Genomic DNA, 18,469 nt, shown 5'->3' on the forward strand with positions numbered 1-18,469 from the left:
GGACGCGGCAAGGCCAGCGTTGCGCACCCGTTTGGAATGCGTCGCAACCGTGGATCCCGGCGTGCGCCGGGATGACGAGGGGTAGGGCAAGCCCCCGCCAAGAAAGCCCGTCATTCCCGCGAAGGCGGGAATCCAGACTGGCAAACCTCACGTTTCCATCGCCGACGGCATGGGTTATGGATTCCCGCCTCCGCGGGAATGACGTGGATTGTGGGGCAGCGGCACCCCGCCACACCCCTCGTCACCCCGGCCTTGAGCCGGGGTCCCGCTTCCCCTCCAACGCACGCGAATAATCCGAGGCGACCGAGCGCATAGGCCACACCCAAACCCCACCCCTTGCCACCACACCCCATTTCCCCTACACGCCCACCCACGTTCCACCACGGAATGCGATCGATAGAGCGCCCACGGGTGCACGCTGGCCGGCGAGGTTTCGCCCGCCGGCGTCTTTTGCGTTGTGTGGTATGATGAGGATTTGAGGCGATGTTCGACAGTCTGAGCGACCGGCTTGGCGGCGTATTCGACCGCCTCCGCGGCCGTGGCGCGCTCACCGAGGCCGATGTGCGGACGGCGATGCGCGAAGTGCGCGTCGCGCTGCTCGAGGCCGACGTCGCGCTGCCGGTCGCCCGCCAGTTCGTCGACAAGGTCACCGAGGAAGCGGTCGGCCAGAACGTCCTGCGCTCGGTCACGCCGGGGCAGCAGGTCGTCAAGATCGTCAACGACGCGCTGGTCGAGATGCTCGGCGCGGACGAGAGCGAGCTGAACCTGTCGGTCACGCCGCCCGCGGTCGTGATGATGGTCGGCCTGCAAGGCTCGGGCAAGACGACCAGCACCGCCAAGATCGCCAAGCGCCTGTCGGGCCGCGACCGCAAGAAGGTGCTGATGGCGTCGCTCGACGTTAATCGCCCGGCGGCGCAGGAACAGCTGGCGACCCTCGGCAAGCAGATCGACGTCGCGACGCTGCCGATTGTCTCCGGCCAGCAGCCGGTCGACATCGCCCGCCGCGCGCTCCAGTCCGCGAAGCTGCAAGGCTTCGACGTGCTGATGCTCGACACCGCCGGTCGTCTGCACGTCGACCAGGCGCTGATGGACGAGATGAAGGCGGTCGCCGACATCGCGACCCCGCAGGAAATCCTGCTCGTCGTCGACAGCCTGACCGGCCAGGACGCGGTCAACGTCGCGACCAACTTCTCCGAACAGGTGCCGCTGACCGGCGTCGTGCTGACCCGCATGGACGGCGATGCGCGCGGCGGTGCGGCGCTGTCGATGCGCGCCGTCACCGGCAAGCCGATCAAGTTCGCCGGCACCGGCGAAAAGATGGATGCGCTCGAAGCGTTCCACCCGTCGCGCGTCGCCGGCCGCATCCTCGGCATGGGCGACGTCGTCAGCCTCGTCGAGCGCGCCGCGGAATCGATCCAGCAGGAAGACGCCGAGCGGATGACCGCGCGGCTCGCCAAGGGTCAGTTCGACATGAACGACCTGCGCGGCCAGCTGGCGCAGATGCGCCGCATGGGCGGCCTCGGTGCGCTTGCCGGCATGATGCCGGGCATGAAGAAGGCGCAGGGCGCGCTCGCGCAGGCGGGCGGCGACAAGGTGCTGATCCACATGGATGCGATGATCGGCTCGATGACCGTGAAGGAGCGCTCCAAGCCCGAACTCATCAACGCCAAGCGCAAGATCCGCATCGCCAAGGGATCGGGCACGACGGTGCAGGAGGTGAACAAGCTCCTCAAGATGCACCAGGAAATGTCCACCGCCATGAAGAAGATCAAAAAGATGGGCGGGCTGAAGGGCATGATGGCGATGCTCGGCAAGGGCGGCATGGGCGGCCTCGGCAACGCGCTCGGCGGTGCTGGCCTCGGCGAGATGATGGACAAGGCGGGCGGGGGGCTCCCCAAGGGCCTGCCCGGCCTCGGCGGCGGTCAGGACGGCATGCCCAAGCTGCCCCCCGGCTTCGAGAATCTTCTCAAGAAAAAATAACAGAACACCGTAACTGCATTAGAACGAAGGACTAACTACCATGGCACTCAGCATTCGTCTGTCGCGCGGCGGCTCCAAGAAGCGTCCGTATTACCGCATCGTCGTCGCCGACGCGCGCAGCCCCCGCGACGGCAAGTTCATCGAGAAGATCGGCAACTACAACCCGCTGCTCGCCAAGGACGCCGAGAACCGAATCGTCCTCGACGCCGAGCGCGCCAAATACTGGCTGTCGAACGGCGCGCAGCCGACCGACCGCGTCGCCCGCTTCCTCGACCAGGCCGGCGTGCGTGAGCGCGCGGCGCGCAACAACCCGAACAAGGGCAAGCCGGGCGAAAAGGCCACCGAGCGCGCCGAAGAGCGTGCCGAGAAGCTGAAGGCGCAGGAAGAAGCGGCCGCCGCCGCTGCCGCCGCCCCGGCGGAAGAGGCTCCGGCCGAAGAGACCACCGAGGCGTAAGCTTCGAGGCCGACCCTCCGATGCGCAGGCATCGAAGGTGAAACTGGTGCGTTGAGCCGTCCTTACCCGAGGAGGTTCACGCATCATGGTCATCGATCCCGATCCCCGCACCGCGCCCGACGAGACGTTCGAGGACGCTGCGGTGAACGCGCCCAACGAGGGCGTTTCCGCTACCGATCCCGCAGAAGGGGATGACGATGCCCCAGCAGGCACCGACGGATCACTCGACCAAGGCTGACGCGCCCGTTGTCCTAGCGGTCGTCATCGGCGCGCATGGCGTCAACGGCCAGGTGCGGCTCAAGGTCTTCGCCGAGGATTTCGGCACCTATAAGAGCTTCAACGGCGGCGCCTTGACGCTAAAGTCGACGCAGTCCGGCAACAACGGCCTGATCGCACGCTTCGCCGAAGTCACCGATCGCAACGCCGCCGAGGCCTTGCGCGGCACCGAACTCACCGTCCCCCGCTCGGCGCTGCCGCCGCTGGGGGAGGGCGAATATTATCACGCCGATCTCATCGGCCTGGCTGCCGTGTCGACGACAGGCGAGGACTTGGGCCGCGTCGTGCTCGTCGAGAATTTCGGTGCGGGCGACGTGCTCGAAATCGAACGCGCCAACGGCAAGCGCTTCATGATCCCCATGAACGCCGACGCCGTTCCGGATTGGAGCGCCGACGCGCTGACAGTAAACGCCGACTTCGTGGAATAAGCGACCGCTATCCCACCCACTCCGTCACCCCGGACTTGTTCCGGGGTCCACCGGGCCACGGGGGGGGTGTTAGAACCTCCGGCCGTTCCCCTCGCCGCGGAGTGGACCCCGGACCAAGTCCGGGGTGACGGCGTGGGGGTGGTCGCGAAACCGCCCCATCACCTCACCGCCACAACCGCCCACGCTCCGCCAGCAAATTCCGGATCGTCGTCGCGGCAACGCCCGCTTCGCCCATCGCATGGCTGATCTGGTCCAGCCCCTTCACCACATCACCTGCCGCGAACAGCCCGGGTACGCTGGTACGCTGATGGTCGTCCACCTCCAGGCACCCCTCGTCGCTTGCCCGCGCCCCCGCCGCGATCGCCAGGTGCGACCGAATCCGCGACCCCAGCGCCGGATAGACGCTGTCGAACGCCATCCGCCCGCCCGCGGTATCCAGCGCGATCCGGTCGCCCTCGATCGCCCAGCCGCCGCACGGCCCGTCGATGCGCACGATCCCCGCCCCGTCCAGCTTCGCCGCGCAGGCCGCATCCAGCGCGTGTTCCGCCTCCGGTGCGATCAGCGTCACGTCGCGCGTGTAGCCGCGCAGGAACAGCGCCTCGCGCATGCCATGGTCGCCGGTGCCGATCACGCCCACACGCTTGTCCGTCACCTCATAGCCGTCGCAGATCGGGCAATAGCGCATCAGCCCGCGCTCCAGCGCCGGGTCGTGCACCTCGGGCAGGATATTGGGCCGATGGTTGACCACTCCCGTCGCCAGCAGCACGGTGCGCGCGCGAAAGTCGCCATCGTCGGTGACGATGCGGAAGTCGTCGCCCTCCGGCTCGATCGCGGTGACCTTCTTCTCCTCGCGATACGCGCCGTATTTCTCGGCCTGCTCGCGCATCAGCCGTAGCAGCTCCTTGCCCGCAATCCCCTCGGGATAGCCGGCGTGGTTGCGCGTACACGGGATCATCGCCGCACGGCTCGATCCGCTGTCGAACAGCCGGATGGAAAGGTGAAAGCGCGCCAGATAGATCGCCGCGGTCAGCCCGGCCGGCCCCGCGCCGATGATGATGCAATCGTCCACGCCGTCGTCCCCTGAACCGTCGCCTTGCCCCACATCCGTCATGTATATACATTCCGTCTATACGGAGGCATGGCATGGGTAACGAATATCGCGCCAAGGTGTTCAAATCGGGCAATTCGGTCGCGCTGCGCCTGCCCAAGGCGCTCGGCCTGAAGGAAGGCGACGAGATGCTGCTGCGCGAGGAGCGGGGCAGTTTCATCGTCGAACCCGCGCCGGTCGTCCCGAAAAAGATCGACCTCACCGGCATCTACGGCTCGTGTCCGGGGCTGAAGCCGATCGATCGCAACGACCGGCTGATGGAGCCGCGGGAGTTGGACTGGGAAGGAAAGCTGCTGCGCCGTGACTGAAGCAAGGGTTCAGCCGCGCTACCTGCTCGACTCGAATATCTGCATCTATTTGCTCGAGGGGTTGTCTGCCACGGCACGCACCCGCGCGGAGCAATGCGCGCTGGGCGAGATCGCCACCTCGGCGATCGCCTATGCCGAAGTGCTGCGTGGCGTCGATCCTGCAGACGATCGCGCCATGGCGGCTGCTCGCGCCTTTTTCGATGTGTGTACCGTATTGCCATTCGAGGGCATGGCGGCCGAAGCCTATCAGCATGTGCCGTTTCGCCGCGCCCGCTTCGACCGCCTGATCGGCGCCCACGCCTTGGCGCTGGGGCTGACGGTCGTCACCAACAACGAGACCGACTACAACGACATCCCCGGTCTCATGGTGGAAAACTGGGTTCAATGACCTTCACCGCCACCGTCCTCACCCTCTACCCGGAGATGTTCCCCGGCCCGTTGGGCGTATCCCTCGCCGGGCGCGCGCTGCGGGAAGGGGGCTGGACCTGCGATCCCGTCCAGATCCGCGACTTCGCCACCGACAAGCATCGCTCCGTCGACGACACGCCGGCGGGCGGCGGCGCCGGCATGGTGCTGCGCGCCGACGTGCTGGCGGCGGCGGTGGACCGCGTCGCGGACGGTCGCCCGATCCTCGCCATGACCCCGCGCGGCGCGCCGCTCACCCAGAGCCGCGTCCGCGCCCTCGCGAACGGCCCCGGCGTCATCATTCTGTGCGGCCGGTTCGAAGGTTTCGACGAACGCCTGTTCGAAGGCCGCGCGATCGAACAGGTCTCGATCGGCGACTACATTCTGTCGGGCGGCGAGATGGGGGCGCTGGTGCTGCTCGACGCTTGCATTCGGCTGCGTCCCGGCGTAATGGGCGCGCCTTCCAGCGGGGATGACGAGAGCTTCGAAACGGGGCTGCTCGAATATCCGCAATATACCCGCCCCTATGAATGGGAAGGGCGCACGATCCCCGAAGTGCTGCGATCGGGGGATCATGCGAAGATCGCGGCCTGGCGGCAACACCAGGCAGAGGTCGATACACGGCTACGGAGGCCGGACCTTTGGGAGCGCCATGAGGGCGCTCGGGTCCAACCTCCCTCTGGCGCGCGGCGACGTAAGGACTGAAGTCATGAACCTCATTCAGCAGCTCGAAGCCGAGCAGATCGAAAAGCTGACCGCCAAGCGCGCGATCCCCGAATTCCGTCCCGGCGATACGCTGAAGGTCGGCGTGAAGGTCGTCGAAGGCGAGCGTACCCGCGTCCAGAACTACGAAGGCGTGTGCATCGCGCGTTCGAACAAGGGCATGGGCTCGTCGTTCACCGTCCGCAAGATCAGCTTCGGCGAGGGCGTCGAGCGCGTCTTCCCGCTGTATTCGCCGAACATCGATTCGATCGACGTCGTCCGCAAGGGCGCCGTGCGTCGCGCGAAGCTCTATTATCTGCGTGGCCGCACCGGCAAGTCGGCGCGTATCGCCGAACGCCGCGACACGCGCCCCGCGAAGGGCACCGCCGCCGCGGAGTAATCCGCCGCGTCGCGAGACATGGAAGGGCGCGGGGAGCAATTCCCGCGCCTTTTTTTGTGCGCGACCGACGCGGCTACCCGCGCTCCTCTGCCAGCGATTTGGTCAGCACGATGAAATGCAGGTCGGGGCGCTTGGGTCGGCCGAAGCGTTCGTCGGCATAGGGGAACGGTTCGGTGTCACCGGTCGGGCGATAGCCGCGCCGCGCATACCAGGCGATCAGCGTGTCTCGGACGTGGACGACGGTCATGCGGATGCGGGTGCCCCCGCGCGCCCGGGCCCATGCCTCCGCGGCCGCCAGCAGCCGCCGGCCCGCGCCGCCATTCTGAAGCCGCGGATCGACGGCCAGCGACCCAAGATACCAATCGCCATCGCCATCGCCATCGCCCTCAGGCTTCAGCCATACGCACCCCTGTATGGCCTCGCCGAACCGCCAGACGAGCAATGTGGCGTCGGGATAGTCCGACCGCTCCTGGTGCAGCAGCGCTACCGTGGTGCGGTCGCCATCGATCAGCGCGGCCTCGCTGTTCCAGCCGGCGCCGCTGTCCGCACCGCGATAGGCCCGGTTCAGCAGCGCGGCGATCGCGGGCAATGCGTCGTCGGTGGCCGGCTGCAAGTCCACCGCGATCTTGCTGGATGCCCGCTCGCTGATCGATCGGGCGTCCAGACGGCGCTCGATCTCGGCGATCTGCGCGATGAAACTGCCCGGCAGATCGTGCGTGACCTCCTGCACGGCAGCGTCCACCATCGGCCAGATCGATCGGCGCCCCACCGCCACCGCATGTATCCCCGTCTCGGTCAGCGCAACGATGGCCTGCCGCCGGTCCGCGGCCGGCCGAGACACCGCCACCAGGCCGGCATCCGCCAGCTTCGTCACGGCCTTGGTCATCGAAGGCTGGGTAACGCCCAGCGCGCTGGCGAGCGCGCCGACGCTGAGCTCGATCTGCGCATCCAGCGTCGCCAGCACCGAAAACAGCCCTGGCGGCACCGACAGGCCCGCCTGCCCGGTAAAGGCCGCCGCATCCGCCTGCATCCGGTCGCCCAGCCGCTTCAACCGGCTACCCAGAAACAGATGCGGATTGCCCTCCACCACGCCGTCCATAACGCCTCCATTCTATAGCCGGCTATAGAATGCCTGGATCGAGGCAATTGGCAAGGGGAGGGGTGACCTGACACCAAGACCAGACGACCCGCCGTTTGCGTCAGGCGGGCACCGTGTCGTGCCTCATCCCCGCCACGAACGCCTGCCATGCCCCGCTGGGCGCCAGCCGCGCCCGCGCCGCGACCGGCACGCGTACGCCCACCACCCGCGTCAGCTCGAACCCTGCCAGCGCGGGCATCGCCACGCCCGGCGTGCGCAGGCTGTACGGCATCACCGTAATGCCCAGCCCCGCGGCGACATAAGCGCCCGCGCGATCGTCGCTCACCGTCCGCGCCGCCATGAACGGGCGGACGCCGCGCGCGGTGAAGAAGCGGCTGACCAGCGGCAATGCCTCGCATTGACGTCGCACGATCATCGTCTCGCCGGCGATATCCTCCGCGGTCACACTGGCGCGGTGGGCGAGGGGGTGCGTCACCGCCATCGCCACGCCATAGCCCTCCTCGAACAACCGCACGTCATCCGCATCGCGCGCCACGCCGGGGCCGAGCAGCGCGTCGATGCGGCCGTGGTCCAGCTTGCCCTGCAACTCGCTCGTCCGCCCTTCGACGATCTCGATCCGCTCGTCCGGCGCCGCGGCCCGCGCCGCAGCGAGCGCCTCGCCCAGCGCGATGGTGGAGACGGTGGGTGCCACGCCGATGCGGATCAGCCGATGCGGCGGCGTCGCCTGCACCGCGCGTTCGGCGGCGGCGAACTCCGCCTCGATCCGCCGGGCATGATCGACGAAGCGCGTCCCCGCTTCGGTCAGCCGCACCCGCCGCCCGCTGCGGTCGAACAGTTGCTGGCCGAGCAATGCCTCCAGCTTGGCGATCCCCGCCGACAGCGTCGGCTGCGTCACCCGCGCGCTGGCCGCGGCCGCGGAAAAGCTACCCTGATCGACGACGCCGAGGCAATAGCGGATCAGATAGCGGTCGATCATAGATGTCATCTATACGTCGCCGCGTCCGCTGTCGATTTTCCCTGCCGCCCGTGCCTGTGGTAGCAGGGGCGCAAAGACATAAGGAGCGGATGTGACACCCGATTTCGATTTCGCCCTCGGCGAGGCCGCGGACATGATCCGCGACTCGACGCAGCGCTTTGCCACCGACCGGATCGCGCCGCTCGCCGCCAAGATCGACGCCGACGACTGGTTCCCTCGGGACGAGCTGTGGACCGCGATGGGCGAGCTCGGCCTGCACGGCATCACCGTCGAGGAAGCCGACGGCGGCCTCGGCCTCGGCTATCTCGAACATGTCGTCGCGGTGGAGGAAGTCAGCCGCGCATCGGCGTCGATCGGCCTCAGCTATGGCGCGCATTCGAACCTCTGCATCAACCAGATCCGCCGCTGGGCGAACGCGGAGCAGAAGGCGAAATACCTGCCCAAGCTCATCAGCGGCGAACACGTCGGCAGCCTCGCCATGTCCGAAGCGGGCGCGGGCAGCGACGTCGTCTCGATGAAGCTGCGTGCCGAGGCGCGAGGAGACGGCTACGTCCTCAACGGCACCAAATTCTGGATCACCAACGCGGCCTACGCCGACACGCTCGTCGTCTATGCGAAGACGGGTGAGGGGTCGCGCGGCATCACCGCCTTCCTGATCGAAAAGGACATGCCCGGCTTCAGCATCGGTCAGAAGATCGATAAGATGGGCATGCGCGGCTCGCCGACCGCGGAACTCGTGTTCGACGATTGCTACGTGTCCGCCGAACAGATCATGGGGCCGCTCAACGGTGGCGTCGGCGTGCTGATGAGCGGCCTCGATTACGAGCGCGCGGTGCTCGCCGGCATCCAGCTCGGCATCATGCAGGCGTGCCTCGACGTCGTCGTGCCCTTCGTGCGCGACCGCAAGCAATTCGGCCAGCCGATCGGCCAGTTCCAGCTGATGCAGGGCAAGATCGCCGACATGTACGTCGCGCTCAACTCGGCCCGCGCCTATGTCTATGCCGTCGCCAAGAGCTGCGACGCCGGCAAGACCACCCGCTTCGATGCCGCCGGCGCGATCCTGCTGGCGAGCGAAAATGCGGTGAAGGTCGCGCTCGAGGCGATCCAGGCGCTGGGCGGCGCCGGCTATACCAAGGACTGGCCGGTCGAACGCTTCCTGCGCGACGCCAAGCTGCTCGACATCGGCGCCGGCACCAACGAAATCCGCCGCATGCTCATCGGCCGCGAACTCATCGGCGCCGCGCCGAAGGTGGCGCAGTGAGGGCCTACCAATTCCTCCCTGCGCGCAGCGCGGGGAGGGGGACCGCCGGTCGCAGACCGGTGGTGGAGGGGCCGGCGCAGCCGGTGCTTCGCACCGCCTCTCCACCACCGCTACGCGGCGTGGGAGCTTTGGCTTGCTCCCAGCAAGCCAAGATCGTGTCCGGGGGACACGATCTCGCTCACACGCCCCCTCCCCAAGCAAGCTTGGGGAGGATCTGATGGGCCCCACGCTCCCCACCACCGTCGCCCGCGATGGCGAAGCCTTCGCCCGCAACGCCGCGCACAACCGCGCGCTCGCCGACCGCCTGCGCGCCGACGTCGCCAAGGCCGGCCTCGGCGGCAACGCGAAATCCCGCGAGCGCCACACCGCCCGCGGCAAGCTGCTCCCCCGCAATCGCGTCGAACGCCTGCTCGATCCCGGCAGCGCCTACCTCGAAATCGGCCAGCTCGCCGCCTACGGCCTCTACGACGATGACGTCCCCGGCGCGGGCATGATCGCCGGCATCGGCCGCGTCTCGGGCCGACAGGTGATGATCGTGTGCAACGACGCGACGGTGAAGGGCGGCACCTACTTCCCGTTGACCGTGAAGAAGCACCTCCGCGCACAGGAGATCGCGCAGGAAAACCGCCTGCCGTGCATCTACCTGGTCGACAGCGGCGGCGCCAACCTGCCGCACCAGGCAGAGGTCTTTCCCGACCGCGATCACTTCGGCCGCATCTTTTTCAACCAGGCGAACATGTCGGCGCTCGGCATCCCGCAGATCGCCTGCGTCATGGGCAGCTGCACCGCGGGCGGTGCCTATGTCCCCGCCATGTCCGACGAGACGATCATCGTCCGCGGCCAGGGCACGATCTTCCTCGCCGGCCCGCCGCTGGTGAAGGCCGCGACCGGAGAGGTCATCAGCGCCGAAGACCTCGGCGGCGCCGACACGCACGGCCGCCGCTCGGGCGTCGTCGACCATGTCGCCGAAAACGACGACCATGCGCTGTCGATCGTCCGCGACATCGTCGCGACGCTGCCCGAACAGACCGGCCCGCAGATCGCCCCGGCGCGCGCCCCGCTCTACCCGGCGGAGGACCTCTACGGCCTGATCCCCGACGACGTCCGCGCGCCGTACGACGTCCATGAGGTGATCGCGCGCCTGGTCGATGCTTCCGAATTCCACGAATTTAAGGCGCTGTACGGCGCGTCGCTGGTCTGCGGCTTCGCCACCATCCACGGCCTGCCCGTCGCCATCCTCGCCAACAACGGCGTGCTGTTCAGCGAAAGCGCGCAAAAGGGCGCGCATTTCATCGAGCTTGCCTGCCAGCGCAAAATCCCGCTGCTGTTCCTCCAGAACATTTCGGGCTTCATGGTCGGCGGGAAGTATGAGGCGGAAGGCATCGCCAAACATGGCGCCAAGCTCGTCACCGCCGTCGCCACGGCGAGCGTGCCGAAGATCACCATCCTGATCGGCGGCAGCTTCGGCGCGGGCAATTACGGCATGTGCGGCCGCGCCTATTCGCCCCGCTTCCTGTTCACCTGGCCCAACAGCCGGATCAGCGTGATGGGCGGTGAACAGGCGGCCAGCGTCCTCGCCACCGTCCACCGCGACGCGGACAGCTGGACGCCCGACCAGGCCGAAGCCTTCAAGGCCCCCGTCCGCGCCAAATACGAAGACGAAGGCAACCCCTGGTACGCCACCGCCCGCCTGTGGGACGACGGCATCATCGATCCGGCGCAGACCCGCGACGTCCTCGGCCTCAGCCTCGCCGCCTGCCTCAACGCCCCCATCCCGGAGCGGCCCAGCTTCGGCGTGTTCCGGATGTGATCGGCGGGACCCGCCTATTCCTCCCCAAGCGCCGCTTGGGGAGGGGGACCGCCGGCCGCAGGCCGGTGGTGGAGGGGCGCGCGCTCCAGCGCGCGTGCGGCGATGCCACGTACGACCGCATCCAGATCGCGCAGCACCGCCGCCGCCGGCACCCGTACCGTCTTCACGCCACGGTCGGCGAGCCAGGCGTCACGACGCACGTCGCGTTCCGGTCGATCCCCGCGATCATGCGCTTCGCCATCGACCTCGACACACAGCTTTGCGGCGTCACAGTAGAAGTCGAGCGTGAAGGGACCCGCGGGATGCTGCTTGCGCCACTTCCACCCGGTAGAGCGGCGGCGCAGCGCCTGCCACAACAGGACTTCGGGCAGACTCAACTCGCGGCGCAATGCACGCGACCGGCGATAGGCCTTTCCTGTCCCCTTGAGCATCGCGTGTCGCCCGTCTCGCGCTGCGCGCGCCCCTCCACCATGCTTCGCATGGTCCCCCTCCCCGAGACAAGCTCGGGGAGGATAGGGGGAGGCCCGATGGCGCTGTCCTACACGATAGCGCCTGTGGTATGGAGGGAGCGCATGGCCGCGCTCCTCGCCCCTGCCGCACACACCCCGGTACGTTTCTCGCCCTCGCAGCCCCCGGTGTCCGGGACACGACGTACCCTCCACTTCCTCCACTTCCAGCAACATTTCCCCCGGAGCGCCCCGTGATCGAATCGCTGCTCATCGCCAATCGCGGCGAGATCGCCTGCCGCATCATCCGCACCGCGCGCGGCCTCGGCATCCGCACGATCGCGGTCCATTCCGATGCCGATGCGACCGCGCTGCACGTCCGCGAGGCCGACGAAGCCGTCGCGATCGGCGGCCCGCGCCCGGCCGAAAGCTATCTGATCGGCGAGCGCATCATCGCCGCGGCCAAGGCCACCGGCGCACAGGCGATCCACCCCGGCTACGGGTTCCTGAGCGAAAATGCCGACTTCGCGCAGGCGGTGCAGGACGCCGGCCTGATCTGGGTCGGTCCCAATCCCGACAGCATCCGCGCAATGGGCCTGAAGGACGCCGCCAAGGCGCGGATGATCGCCGCCGGCGTGCCCGTCACCCCCGGCTACCTCGGCGAAGACCAGTCGCCCGATCGCCTCCGGTCCGAGGCCGACGCGATCGGCTATCCCGTCCTCATCAAGGCGGTGGCGGGCGGCGGCGGCAAGGGCATGCGCCGCGTCGACGATGGCGCCGATTTCGCCGAAGCGCTCGCCAGCTGCCAGCGCGAGGCGGCGGCCTCGTTCGGCGACGACCGCGTCCTGCTCGAAAAATACGTCCTCTCCCCGCGCCATATCGAGGTGCAGGTCTTCGGCGATGCCCACGGCAATGTCGTCCATCTGTTCGAACGCGACTGCTCGCTCCAACGCCGCCACCAGAAGGTGATCGAGGAAGCGCCCGCGCCCGGCATGGACGCCGCGACCCGCGAGGCGGTCTGTGCCGCCGCGGTCCGCGCCGCGCAGGCGGTCGACTATGTCGGCGCCGGCACGATCGAGTTCATCGCCGACGCCAGCGAAGGCCTGAACGCCGACCGCATCTGGTTCATGGAGATGAACACCCGGCTCCAGGTCGAGCATCCCGTGACCGAGATGATCACCGGCCAGGACCTCGTCGAATGGCAGCTCCGCGTCGCCAGCGGCGAGCCGTTACCCTGCCGTCAGGAGCAATTGGCGATCCACGGTCACGCGATGGAAGCGCGCCTCTACGCGGAGGATCCCGCCAAGGGCTTCCTACCCAGCATCGGCCGCCTCGACGCCTTCGATCTCGGCGACACCGTGCGCGTCGATACCGGGGTGGAGCAGGGCGCGACGATCACCCCCTATTACGACCCGATGATCGCCAAGGTGATCGCCCATGGCGACACCCGTGAAGAGGCGCGCGAAACGCTCGCCGACGCGCTCGACGCCGCGATTGTCTGGCCGCTGCGCAGCAACGCGGGCTTCCTCGTCGAGGCGCTCGACCACCCCGCCTTCGTCGCCGCCACCCTCGACACCGGCCTCATCGCCCGCGAAGGCGATGCGCTGATGCCGCCCGCGCTGCCCAGCGAAGAGGTGCTGGTGGAAGCCGCCCAGGCGCTCGCCGGGCCGCAACCGGTGCCGGGCTTCCGCCTCAACGCCGCGCCGCGTCAGATGGCGATGCTGTCGGTCGCGGGGGAGCCGGTGGAGGTGGACTTCAGCCAACCCCACACCCCGTTCGCCCTGAGCCAACCCCACACCCCGTTCGCCCTGAGCCTGTCGAAGGGCGGCTCCCCCCAAGCGACCGGTTCGCGTTTGGAAACCAGCCCTTCGACAGGCTCAGGGCGAACGGATGTGGTGGCCCCCGACCGCCTCCTCGTCACCGAAGGCGGCCAGACATGGGAAATCACCCCCTATCGCGCCGCCGCCGCCGCGGCCGGCGGGGCAGGGGATGGCGCGATCCTGTCGCCGATGCCGGGCCGCATCATCGCGGTCGACGTCACCGCCGGCCAATCCGTCACCAAGGGCCAGCGCCTCGTCACGTTGGAGGCGATGAAGATGGAGCACAGCCTCACCGCCCCCTTCGACGGCGTGGTCGCAGACCTCACCGCCACGCCCGAGGCGCAGGTGCCCGAAGGCACGCTGCTCGTCCGCATCGCACCGCAGGGAGAGCAATAATGGCCGGCCGCTTCTACGACGAATGGCAGGTCGGCGACCGCCTGACGCACGACATCCGCCGCACCGTGACCGAGACGGACAATCTTCTGTTCTCGACCATGACGCACAATCCGCAGCCGCTCCACCTCGACGCCGAAGCGGCGAAGGCGAGCGAGTTCGGCCAGATCCTCGTCAACGGCACCTTCACCTTCGCATTGATGGTCGGCCTGTCGGTCGGCGACACGACGCTCGGTACTTTGGTCGCGAACCTCGGCTACGACAAATTGGTGATGCCCAAGCCGGTGTTCATCGGCGACACGCTCCGCGCCGAAACCGAAGTGGTGGAATTGCGCGACAGCAAGTCCCGCCCCGACGCCGGCCTCGTCACCTTCCGCCACATCCTCCTCAACCAGCGCGACGAACCGGTGTGCCAGTGCCTCCGCACCGCGCTGCTCAAGCGGAAGGGGGCGTAACGCCTGCCCACCCACCCCGTCACCCCGGACTTGGTCCGGGGTCCACTCTGCGGCGAGGGGGCGGGCTGGAGGCTCGAGCGCTGCCCCCGCGGCCCGGTGGACCCCGGACCTAGTCCGGGGTGACGAGGGGGCAACCCCTACCGCACCGCAGCAAAGTTTTTCTTGCGGTTCATCCACCGGATCGATGGGCTATCCCGCCCCATCCGCTACCCAGCGCAACGATTCCAAAAGGGGCTGAACCGTGACCATCATCAGCGAACTCCTCGCCGCCGCCAGCGCCGCAGCGCTTGCCCAGGCAGCGCCGCAAGCCGCACCGCAGACCGAAGCCGCCCAGTCGGCCCCCGTCGCCGACGCCGCCTCGACCGCGGATGCCAATAATCCAGATGGGGGCCAGGACATCATCGTCACCGGCACCCGCGCCACCGGCCGCAGCCGCCTCGACAGTGTCGCCCCCGTCGACGTGCTGAGCGGCGCCAGCCTCCAACGGCAGGGCACCACCGAGCTCGCGACGGCGCTCGCCACCGTCGCCCCCTCGATCAACTTCCCGCGGCCTAGCGCCAACGACGCGACCGACGCGATCCGCCCGGCGACGCTGCGCGGCCTGTCGCCCGACCAGACGCTGGTGCTCATCAACGGCATCCGCGGCCACACCTCCGCCAACCTCAACACCAACGGCACAGTGGGCCGCGGCTCGGCGGCGGTCGACCTCAACACCATCCCGACGGTGGCACTCGACCGGATCGAGGTGCTGCGCGACGGCGCCTCGGCGCAGTACGGCTCGGACGCGATTGCCGGCGTCGTCAACCTCCGCCTTCGCGAAGCCCGCTCGGGCGGCGGCGCGCAGGTCAATTACGGCTTCTACGACACGCAGGTCGATACGGCGCGCGGCAGCCGCCATGTCACCGGCGAACACACCGTCACCGCCTCGGCCTGGCAGGGCATCGACTTCGGCAGCGACGGCTTCGTCACCATCTCGGGCGAATACCTCAAGCGCCAGCCGACCAACCGCGCCGACTTCGATCCGCGCGTGACGCCGACCCGCGTCACCGGCCGCTATGGCGACCCGGAGGTCGAACAGTTCACCGGCTTCGTCAACGCCGGCACCTCGCTGACCGACAACCTGAAGCTGTATGCGTTCGGCGGCTATCAGGACCGCGACACCCGCGGCGCGGCCTTCCCGCGCATCCGCGCCGACAATGCCAGCGCCGCGACGATCACCCAGCTGACGCTTGCCGGCTATCCCAACGGCTTCCTGCCGATCATCAATACCAAGTCGAAGGATATCAACTCGGCGATCGGCCTGCGCGGCACCGTGTCGGACTTCGACGTCGACCTGTCGCTGAGCTACGGCCGCAACACCGTCGACTTCCGCACGCTCAATTCGGCGAACTACGCCTATGGGTCGAGCACCCCGCGCAACTTCTACGACGGTGCGGTCGCCTACGACCAGTATGTCGCCGGCCTCGACGTCACCCGCAAGTTCGACGTCTTCCAGTCGCTGAACGTCGCCTTCGGCATCGAGGGGCGCCGCGAAGGCTATAAGATCACGCCGGGCGAGCGCGCCTCCTACGATTACCCGGCCGGTGCGACCGATGCGGTCGCCGGGTCGGCACCGGGCGCGCAAGGCTTCGGCGGCTTCGCGCCCCGCAACGCCACCAAGCGCAACCGCCGCAGCGGCAGCGTCTACCTCGACCTCGAAGCGCAGCTCACCGATGCGCTGCTGATCGGCCTCGCCGGCCGGGCCGAGGATTATTCGGACTTCGGCAGCACCGCCAACGGCAAATTCTCGGCGCGCTACGACGTCGCGCCCTGGTTCGCGTTGCGCGGCACCATCTCCACCGGCTTCCGTGCGCCGTCGCTGCAACAGCAATATTTCACCCAGGTCGCTTCGGTCGTCACCAACGGTGTGCCGATCCTGACCGGCACCGTGCCGTCGACCGATCCGGTCGGCGTCGCGCTCGGCGGGCGGCCGTTGCAGGCGGAAAAGTCCACCAACATCTCGCTCGGCACGGTGATCCGCGCTGGCGGCTTCGACCTGACGGTCGATGCCTATTCGATCCGCATTCGCAACCAGATCGGCCTGTCGGAGAATATTCCTGGCACGTTTAGCACGCAGGTTGCAAATCTGCTTAACAGTACAGACCAGCGATTTTCGGCGGCGCGCTTCTTCATCAACGGCCTCGCCTCGACGACGAAGGGCATCGACGCGGTCGCCCACTATCGCTGGCGCACGGAGAGCGCGGGCGCGTTCGACTTCACGCTGGCCGGCAACATCAACAAGATCGACGTCACCCGCGTCCCCACCTCGACCGCGACGCTCAACCCCGCACCGACGTTGTTCGCGCGCAGCCGTATCCTGACGCTGGAACAGGGCACGCCGGGCGAGAAGATCACCGGCACGATCGACTGGTCGCTCGACAAGCTCGGCGCGCTCGCCCGCGTCACCTATTACGGCGACGTCAACCAGCCGGGCACGCTGGCGAGCGGCACCGCCGACGTCCACACCGGCCAGCACGCGATCACCGATTTCGAACTGCGCTATTCGGCCCCCAAGGGCGCGCAGATCGGCCTCGGCGTCAGCAACCTGTTCGACGTTTATCCCGATCGCCAGATCGCCGCGAACAACTCCACCGGCGTGCTGGGCTTCCCCTATTATTCGCCGTTCGGGTTCAACGGCCGCTACCTCTACGCCCGCGTCGGCATCAACTGGTAAATCGGGAGGGGCGGGGGACGTTACAGTCCCTCGCCACCCACCCATTGCGCATGCGCGAACCGCCGCGCCAGCGTCCAGTTCTGCTGGCGGATATCGGGCACCGCCACGACCTCCCACAGGTCGCCGCGGGTCATCGGTCCGATGCAGAACAGCCGGTCGTCGACCGTCCCGTCGGCATGGATCACCTGCGACTGGTGGTCGACATCCAGCCCGATGCGCAAACTGTCAGGGCGGGCCAGCCCCGCAGCGATCAGCTGCCGCAGCAGCGGCTCTTCCGAACGCAGCAGATCCCCCTGCGGCCCGGTGCAATTGACGATCCGCCGCGCCGACGTGGTTTCGGTTCCCTCGCTGCCCCGCGGTCGCCAGGTCAGCGAGGCGCCATCGCCCTCCGCCTCGGCCCCGACGATCCGCCCCGCCACGAACCGCAGCCGCCCCTCCGCGACCAGCGCATCGATCTTCGCCGCGATCGAGGGCGCCAGCCGATGCCGATGCACGTCCCAATAGGGGCGCACGTGCCGCAGGAACCGCGCCCGCGTCACCGCGTCTGCCGCGCCCCACATCAGCTGCGTCACGGGGCGCAACTCGTCCACCGCGGCGCGCCATCCGATCGCTTCGGCCCGGGTCCGCACATGCCGCACGAGCGCCGACAGCGTCCCCGCCGGTTTCTCGCGTAACCCCGGCTGCCCCGGCAGGTCGGCATGCGCCCGCGGCGACAGACCGCGCCGCGACAGCGCGAGGATCTCGCCTTGGAACCCCGCCGCCTCCAGCGTCAGCGCCGCATCGATCGCGGTCAGCCCGCTGCCGATCAACACCACGCGGTCGGCGTCGGTCAGCTCCGCCGCAATGTCGCCCGCCCAGGGATCGGACAGATAGCAGCCCGCCGGCAGCGCGGCCGGATCGAGTCCGCCCGGCGTATGCGGCGGCAGGTTACCCAGCGCCAGCACCGCCGCATCCGCGGCAATCGCCTCGCCGCTTCGCAGCGACAGCGTCACGCCCGCGCCACTGCGGTCGATCGCGCACACCTCGCCCTCGACCAGCGCGATCCGCCCCGGATGTGCCGCCATTGCCGCGTCGAGCAGCCCGCGCAGATAGCGCCCATAGATGCGCCGCGAGACGAAGGTCTTGGCATCGCCCAGTCCCTCCGCCTCCAACCAGCGTACGAAATGGCCGGGATCGTCGGGCAGCGCGCTCATGTTGCCGGCGCGTACGTTCAGCAGGTGCTCGGCATGCGCCGCGCTATAGGCGACGCCGCGCGCCATCTGATGGGGCGCCGCTCGATCAGCGTCGCGCGCGGCCCTTCGTGGCGCAGCAGATTGATCGCGAACAGCGTCCCCGAAAAGCCGCCGCCGACGATGATCACATGTTCATGCTGGCGCGGCGGGGCGGGCGGGCAGTCCGGCAGGCTGGTCATGGCGCGGAGCGCTATCCCCTTCGC

Annotated in this window: 17 protein-coding genes and 1 pseudogene; 13 read left to right on the forward strand and 5 right to left on the reverse strand. The window is 68.4% G+C overall.

Annotation, left to right across the window (positions count from 1 at the left end):
- Positions 1 to 483 precede the first annotated feature (483 nt).
- From ffh to rimM, 4 genes are all read left to right on the forward strand, one after another.
- Positions 484 to 1,980: a signal recognition particle protein gene (ffh, locus tag A7E77_RS12560; RefSeq protein WP_063688325.1), complete on the forward strand. Its 1,497-nt coding sequence runs from the start codon at positions 484 to 486 to the stop codon at positions 1,978 to 1,980.
- 40 nt (positions 1,981 to 2,020) lie between these two features.
- On the forward strand, positions 2,021 to 2,434 hold the full coding sequence (gene rpsP / locus A7E77_RS12565) for a 30S ribosomal protein S16 (protein WP_017978250.1): 414 nt from the start codon (positions 2,021 to 2,023) through the stop codon (positions 2,432 to 2,434).
- A gap of 85 nt (positions 2,435 to 2,519) precedes the next feature.
- A complete protein-coding gene (locus tag A7E77_RS18040; protein ID WP_192929975.1) occupies positions 2,520 to 2,672 on the forward strand; it encodes a hypothetical protein in 153 nt (50 codons plus the stop codon).
- Positions 2,626 to 3,138 (forward strand): ribosome maturation factor RimM, encoded by a 513-nt coding sequence (gene rimM, locus A7E77_RS12570; protein ID WP_063688327.1) that lies wholly within the window; start codon positions 2,626 to 2,628, stop codon positions 3,136 to 3,138. Before A7E77_RS18040 ends, rimM begins: the two co-directional genes overlap by 47 nt.
- 163 nt (positions 3,139 to 3,301) lie before the next feature.
- On the opposite strand, the gene A7E77_RS12575 is transcribed toward rimM, so the two are convergent.
- On the reverse strand, positions 3,302 to 4,249 hold the full coding sequence (locus tag A7E77_RS12575) for an NAD(P)/FAD-dependent oxidoreductase (RefSeq protein ID WP_063688329.1): 948 nt from the start codon (positions 4,247 to 4,249) through the stop codon (positions 3,302 to 3,304).
- Positions 4,250 to 4,281: 32 nt separating this feature from the next.
- Between A7E77_RS12575 and A7E77_RS12580 the strand changes: the two genes are divergently transcribed.
- Genes A7E77_RS12580 through rplS form a run of 4 tightly spaced genes read left to right on the forward strand, consistent with a single transcriptional unit; the run spans position 4,282 to position 6,061 of the window.
- The gene (locus tag A7E77_RS12580; RefSeq protein WP_043060014.1) at positions 4,282 to 4,554 is read left to right on the forward strand and encodes an AbrB/MazE/SpoVT family DNA-binding domain-containing protein; all 273 of its coding nucleotides are present in this window, start codon (positions 4,282 to 4,284) and stop codon (positions 4,552 to 4,554) included.
- Positions 4,547 to 4,942: a type II toxin-antitoxin system VapC family toxin gene (locus A7E77_RS12585; RefSeq protein ID WP_063688331.1), complete on the forward strand. Its 396-nt coding sequence runs from the start codon at positions 4,547 to 4,549 to the stop codon at positions 4,940 to 4,942. Before A7E77_RS12580 ends, A7E77_RS12585 begins: the two co-directional genes overlap by 8 nt.
- Entirely contained in the window at positions 4,939 to 5,664 is a 726-nt protein-coding gene (trmD, locus tag A7E77_RS12590; protein ID WP_063688333.1) for a tRNA (guanosine(37)-N1)-methyltransferase TrmD, read from the forward strand. Before A7E77_RS12585 ends, trmD begins: the two co-directional genes overlap by 4 nt.
- Positions 5,665 to 5,668: 4 nt before the next feature.
- Complete coding sequence (gene rplS, locus A7E77_RS12595) at positions 5,669 to 6,061, forward strand: 50S ribosomal protein L19 (RefSeq protein ID WP_017978256.1); 393 nt, start codon at positions 5,669 to 5,671, stop codon at positions 6,059 to 6,061.
- 73 nt (positions 6,062 to 6,134) lie between these two features.
- On the opposite strand, the gene A7E77_RS12600 is transcribed toward rplS, so the two are convergent.
- Positions 6,135 to 7,160: a GNAT family N-acetyltransferase gene (locus tag A7E77_RS12600; RefSeq protein WP_063688335.1), complete on the reverse strand. Its 1,026-nt coding sequence runs from the start codon at positions 7,158 to 7,160 to the stop codon at positions 6,135 to 6,137.
- Positions 7,161 to 7,260: 100 nt separating this feature from the next.
- Complete coding sequence (locus A7E77_RS12605) at positions 7,261 to 8,136, reverse strand: LysR family transcriptional regulator (protein ID WP_063688337.1); 876 nt, start codon at positions 8,134 to 8,136, stop codon at positions 7,261 to 7,263.
- A gap of 133 nt (positions 8,137 to 8,269) precedes the next feature.
- On the opposite strand from A7E77_RS12605, the gene A7E77_RS12610 reads away from it, so the two are divergent.
- Positions 8,270 to 9,397, forward strand: a complete 1,128-nt coding sequence (locus A7E77_RS12610) for an isovaleryl-CoA dehydrogenase (protein ID WP_063689945.1) — start codon at positions 8,270 to 8,272, stop codon at positions 9,395 to 9,397.
- A 217-nt stretch (positions 9,398 to 9,614) separates the two neighbouring features.
- The gene (locus tag A7E77_RS12615; protein WP_063688339.1) at positions 9,615 to 11,207 is read left to right on the forward strand and encodes a carboxyl transferase domain-containing protein; all 1,593 of its coding nucleotides are present in this window, start codon (positions 9,615 to 9,617) and stop codon (positions 11,205 to 11,207) included.
- Between the two features lie 14 nt (positions 11,208 to 11,221).
- Here A7E77_RS12615 and A7E77_RS17410 read toward each other — a convergent pair whose 3' ends face one another.
- The gene (locus A7E77_RS17410) at positions 11,222 to 11,638 is read right to left on the reverse strand and encodes an endonuclease domain-containing protein (RefSeq protein ID WP_078462291.1); all 417 of its coding nucleotides are present in this window, start codon (positions 11,636 to 11,638) and stop codon (positions 11,222 to 11,224) included.
- Between the two features lie 269 nt (positions 11,639 to 11,907).
- On the opposite strand from A7E77_RS17410, the gene A7E77_RS12625 reads away from it, so the two are divergent.
- The 3 genes from A7E77_RS12625 to A7E77_RS12635 all read left to right on the forward strand — a co-directional run bounded on the left by A7E77_RS12625 (position 11,908) and on the right by A7E77_RS12635 (position 17,034).
- On the forward strand, positions 11,908 to 13,869 hold the full coding sequence (locus A7E77_RS12625) for an acetyl/propionyl/methylcrotonyl-CoA carboxylase subunit alpha (RefSeq protein ID WP_063688341.1): 1,962 nt from the start codon (positions 11,908 to 11,910) through the stop codon (positions 13,867 to 13,869).
- Positions 13,869 to 14,321: a MaoC family dehydratase gene (locus A7E77_RS12630; protein ID WP_017978263.1), complete on the forward strand. Its 453-nt coding sequence runs from the start codon at positions 13,869 to 13,871 to the stop codon at positions 14,319 to 14,321. Before A7E77_RS12625 ends, A7E77_RS12630 begins: the two co-directional genes overlap by 1 nt.
- A gap of 241 nt (positions 14,322 to 14,562) precedes the next feature.
- On the forward strand, positions 14,563 to 17,034 hold the full coding sequence (locus tag A7E77_RS12635; RefSeq protein ID WP_063688342.1) for a TonB-dependent receptor plug domain-containing protein: 2,472 nt from the start codon (positions 14,563 to 14,565) through the stop codon (positions 17,032 to 17,034).
- A gap of 20 nt (positions 17,035 to 17,054) precedes the next feature.
- Here A7E77_RS12635 and A7E77_RS12640 read toward each other — a convergent pair.
- A pseudogene (locus A7E77_RS12640) lies at positions 17,055 to 18,445 on the reverse strand (FAD/NAD(P)-binding protein).
- Between the last annotated feature and the right edge of the window lie 24 nt (positions 18,446 to 18,469).

Source organism: Sphingomonas sp. NIC1 (assembly GCF_001638925.1).
Taxonomy (GTDB): Bacteria; Pseudomonadota; Alphaproteobacteria; order Sphingomonadales; family Sphingomonadaceae; genus Sphingomonas; species Sphingomonas aquatilis.

Bases quoted from the DNA above. Each gene is read 5' to 3' on its own strand.
- A7E77_RS12610 (WP_063689945.1), top strand. From the start codon at position 8,270: ATGATCCGCGACTCGACGCAGCGCTTTGCCACCGACCGGATCGCGCCG.
- A7E77_RS12630 (WP_017978263.1), top strand. From the start codon at position 13,869: ATGGCCGGCCGCTTCTACGACGAATGGCAGGTCGGCGACCGCCTGACG.
- rplS (WP_017978256.1), top strand. From the start codon at position 5,669: ATGAACCTCATTCAGCAGCTCGAAGCCGAGCAGATCGAAAAGCTGACC.
- A7E77_RS12605 (WP_063688337.1), bottom strand. From the start codon at position 8,136: ATGATCGACCGCTATCTGATCCGCTATTGCCTCGGCGTCGTCGATCAG.
- A7E77_RS12600 (WP_063688335.1), bottom strand. From the start codon at position 7,160: ATGGACGGCGTGGTGGAGGGCAATCCGCATCTGTTTCTGGGTAGCCGG.
- rimM (WP_063688327.1), top strand. From the start codon at position 2,626: ATGACGATGCCCCAGCAGGCACCGACGGATCACTCGACCAAGGCTGAC.
- trmD (WP_063688333.1), top strand. From the start codon at position 4,939: ATGACCTTCACCGCCACCGTCCTCACCCTCTACCCGGAGATGTTCCCC.
- A7E77_RS12615 (WP_063688339.1), top strand. From the start codon at position 9,615: ATGGGCCCCACGCTCCCCACCACCGTCGCCCGCGATGGCGAAGCCTTC.
- rpsP (WP_017978250.1), top strand. From the start codon at position 2,021: ATGGCACTCAGCATTCGTCTGTCGCGCGGCGGCTCCAAGAAGCGTCCG.
- A7E77_RS18040 (WP_192929975.1), top strand. From the start codon at position 2,520: ATGGTCATCGATCCCGATCCCCGCACCGCGCCCGACGAGACGTTCGAG.
- A7E77_RS12580 (WP_043060014.1), top strand. From the start codon at position 4,282: ATGGGTAACGAATATCGCGCCAAGGTGTTCAAATCGGGCAATTCGGTC.
- A7E77_RS17410 (WP_078462291.1), bottom strand. From the start codon at position 11,638: ATGCTCAAGGGGACAGGAAAGGCCTATCGCCGGTCGCGTGCATTGCGC.
- A7E77_RS12575 (WP_063688329.1), bottom strand. From the start codon at position 4,249: ATGACGGATGTGGGGCAAGGCGACGGTTCAGGGGACGACGGCGTGGAC.
- ffh (WP_063688325.1), top strand. From the start codon at position 484: ATGTTCGACAGTCTGAGCGACCGGCTTGGCGGCGTATTCGACCGCCTC.